Below are 3,848 nucleotides of genomic sequence, written 5' to 3' on the forward strand. Positions count from 1 at the left end.
ATCTGTGATGCTCATATCCTGACTCACTGCCATATCACCCGTTCCGTCATGCGAAGGAGTTTCACCCCACATGGGAATATCCCGGTAGCTAGCCCCCGAGGTATTGATATTCCAACGCGTGATGTCGGAGAGTTGTAACTCTTTCAGGATATCCTTTTTAGTCGCTTTATTGTTCCCGATGGCCCATTTGTCCAAGAGTACATCAAGTTCTTTTTTTACGTTTGCCAGCAAGACAAACTTATACTTATCGCCTTCTTTAAGGCGGGTAAAGGTAATTGTGAATTTCTTCTTGCTAACGCCGCCGTTATCCTGTATGGCATCTTTAGCAGCTTCCGACCAGTCCGCTAAGATGTATTTGCTGTCTTGGTCCGGAGCTTGATTTTGGCTTTGGTATTTAAATGCCAGTACATAGATGCTCGAAACATTGTTCTCAGCGGTGGCATCCAGGCTGTACGTGTTCGCCTTGGTAGGCAGACTCACACTAAAGGTAAGCCGGGTATCTTTGCCGGTTCCCGAAGAGTTGAAGTCATCCCGATCGGCGGAGCAACCCCAACAGATATAGGCCATTAGCAGAAAGAGTGGCGCATAGAATAATTTTTGCATGATGCTTGTTCTTATTTTAGTGGTTTATTTATAGTTCTGTTTCCGTATTATTCAGATCCCAGCCATTGATGGAGACTTCTACATCCATCTCCGTATTAAATCGCAAGTGAATTTGGTACTCATGGATATTCTCAAAATCAACTGTTACACCCTGATCCCGAAGTTTAAGAATCAGTTCAATGAGGTTCGCCTCAAAGAGTACTTTATCATCCGTGGTATCTGTCAGGCGTAGCACGGGGGTAGCTCGTTGCTCACTCAGTGCCATCACACGCAGGCAGGCATAGGGTTGGCTATCGTCATCTTTAGCACAAGTCTGTATATAGTCCAACACGCCGCAGTCGGCTGCCGGTGAAGCGTCAAATTGGTAGTCGCCGTTGGTATCACGGATACTCAGGCGGTATGTTTTACCCGAAGTTTCAAGACCTTCGGTGGTCACGTCGATGCTATTGGTCAGTTGACGAAGCTCAAGGCTAAATTGGCAGTCGGTTGATCAACCATCGCCTGGGCTTCCATCGCATGGAAGAGGTGTGTGGGAATGTGTTCCACGGTTTGCTGCTCGGTTCTTTGCAGCGCAAGCAGGCTTTCTTCAAAAGGGATTGTCTGGTCGTGGTTTAGGGTATAAGATAACTCATGAAGTCCCGCCCAGCAGACAATGCGGTAGTCACCGTACGCCAAGGGTAGCTCCATGTAGTAAGAGGGGCTCAGTTGCGCTTCATAATCCGTCCACTGACCCAGATAGTTGCCCGTCCGGTCGAATACAAAGAGATCGATACGCTCTATCACTGTGGGATCGATGACCGAAGGGCTGTAAGTGGTACGGTAGGAAAAGTACACCCTTACTTTTTCAGGCGGACAGTCCGAATTATCTTCCCGAATGCAGGACGCAATCAAAAAGAGAAGTACAGCCAAGGTTAAAAGGGAGGACAAAGAATATCGCTTCATCTGTTTTCGTTTTTGTTTATTGCTTTCGTATAAAAGTTAGTTTTGATATACGTGGGCGGGGCTTTACTCCCGCCACGCACGTATATACATATAGAATTATTCAGGGATTATTTTCCTGTAAGTTCGCTATCCTGATCGTTTGTTGACCAATCTTCAATATCTATTTCTACCGACAGATTAGTAGGAGCCGCAATAGGTTCTTCCGGATCAGTAACAACTGTATTTTCGCCGTCTCCCTCACCTACACCATTTACTTTGGTGATGTTTACCGTATAGATCGTATTACGTAATACGTCAAATTTCTTTTCTCCCTTAGCAGGGACAGGGTTCAGGAATACATTGTAATAAGTCACACCACCCGTGTATGTAACATAAACATCATTTGCTTTTTTATTAGCATAATCTGCGGCTTGTGCCCCATTAGAGAAGAAATGTTTTTCACCGTCTACCACCACTTTATAGAAATCGTTACCCTTAATATGGGCGGTTGAACTAGTAGTAAGACTTGATCCGTCCCATTCCTTAATAGTACTAGGAACAAAAATGCCTTTTACCCGCACATAGGTATGATCACCTTGCAATTCACCTGCTGAAGTATTTTCAGTCGTGTAAATAGCATGATCTGTTGTTGTTACAGCTGTACTGCTTTCACCGACTGCCATATAAACTGTTCCCTCCTTGATAAAATCCGTCGATGTAGCCGACCATGGAGAAGTGTGGTTCGGGTCGAGAAAAGTAGCCGAAGGTAGTGGGAAGAATTTCGTATTCACGTTATTTATTGTAAACTTAAGATCGGTTAAGTCTCCTTCCAGACTTTCTCCCGACAGAGTGCTGCCTTCTTTCACCACGACTTTTGCTAATAGACGCGCTACAGTTGTTGATACCGTATTCTTGGTATCATAATCCGTAGCATCAACGTCTACCAAATCAGCTGTTGCTTTGGTACGACTAAACATAGCGAAACCATCACTGTTCAATGCAGCAGCGTCAGCAACCGTTTGTGCAATCGTACCGGGGTTAGTCCCCTCAATGTCACCAGCCAAAGTACTAGGAAGATTGACTCCTACATAGATTGTCTTTGCACCGGTAGTTGTAGTAATTCTTTTTTCATTTTTCAACTTCCATGCATTATCACCAGCCGAATCAAAGTCGCCAATAGCAAAATGTTCTCTCTTCATAAAGGTTGTTCCGTTGTAGATATATACATCTACAGTTTTGATATCAACCTCAGCAGCTGTTGCGTTATCATCACCACCTGCATAAGTTGTTGGCTGTGTGATTGCCAGTGTCATTTTGGTCGGACGTCCGCTTTCGATTGTCTCACCGTTGCCTAGATCGTCATTGTTCGAACAACTGCTAAAACCCAGCGTAAGGGCAGCAGCCATCATCATTACATACTTGAAATTTTTCATCATTCTCATTTTAAATTAAATAATTGTAATTAATAGTTTAATAATCACTCTATAATGTTCAGTTAACTGCCAGATTTATGTTTGTCTACTTCATGCGGCTATACCGCTCCATCTTCCGGTTGTCGGCACGTTTGGTTTGTACCTCCTGTTTGTTACGAGCGGCAGCTTTGCTACCCGCCTGCTGTGCCCGATCGAAATATTCATCGGCTTTATCCAGATCACCCTCCAACATAAAGATGATGCCCCGGTTATTCAATGCTTCTGCGCTGCTGCCGGCCTTTTCGAGCTGGCGTTTAGCGGCATTCATCTCTCCGTTCGTGATCAGCACAGCGGCACTGTTGGTATGAGCTGTCGCATCGTCCGGAAAGTGACGGGGAATAATCTCCAACAAGATGCTGTTGTATTCTTTACTGCCTTTTTCGTGAGACAGGGCCAGGTTGTACAGTTCGTATTGCGAAAGATCAGCCGGGTTCTTATCGAGCAGCTTTTTGGCTTCCTCCACATCGTAATCCCGAACCGAATAGTCGATCTGGTATTCAACCCGTCTTAATTCAGGGAACAGGTCTTTGAGCAGTGTTCGGTAGGTAACACCCAGACGTTTTAAGGCCATTTCTTTGGCATCGGGAGTCTGCTCAGAGGTTATGATCTCTAAAACCTTATCTCTGTGAGTCAGGTCACTAGCTTTGACCAGCACTTCGAGCCCTTCCCAGTCCTCGGCAACGGAGCTGACTTTAAAGAGTTCTTCGCGCAGGGTAAACTTCTCTTTGATATATTCCTTTAAAGCCGTAGCACGTTCTCTCGAAAGACGTTCGTTCAAGGCATAAGAGCCTTCGGGCGAAGCGAAGCCTTCGACATATAGACCGAGCAAAACAGCATCCTCATTGCTGATAA

Annotated in this window: 3 protein-coding genes and 2 pseudogenes; all 5 read right to left on the minus strand. The window is 45.1% G+C overall.

The features are described from left to right. Positions 1–603, minus strand: a pseudogene (locus tag JCM10512_RS20750) (hypothetical protein); the annotation flags it as partial. Positions 604–631: 28 nt separating this feature from the next. After that, a complete protein-coding gene (locus JCM10512_RS24710) occupies positions 632–1,039 on the minus strand; it encodes a FimB/Mfa2 family fimbrial subunit (protein ID WP_044165818.1) in 408 nt (135 codons plus the stop codon). 14 nt (positions 1,040–1,053) lie between these two features. After that, complete coding sequence (locus JCM10512_RS24715) at positions 1,054–1,545, minus strand: FimB/Mfa2 family fimbrial subunit (protein WP_081741579.1); 492 nt, start codon at positions 1,543–1,545, stop codon at positions 1,054–1,056. Between the two features lie 107 nt (positions 1,546–1,652). Further along, positions 1,653–2,960 (minus strand): Mfa1 family fimbria major subunit, encoded by a 1,308-nt coding sequence (locus JCM10512_RS20765; protein ID WP_158332251.1) that lies wholly within the window; start codon positions 2,958–2,960, stop codon positions 1,653–1,655. Positions 2,961–3,042: 82 nt separating this feature from the next. Then, positions 3,043–3,848: pseudogene (locus JCM10512_RS20770) on the minus strand (OmpA family protein); the annotation flags it as partial.

Source organism: Bacteroides reticulotermitis JCM 10512, assembly GCF_000517545.1.
Classification (GTDB): domain Bacteria; phylum Bacteroidota; class Bacteroidia; order Bacteroidales; family Bacteroidaceae; genus Bacteroides; species Bacteroides reticulotermitis.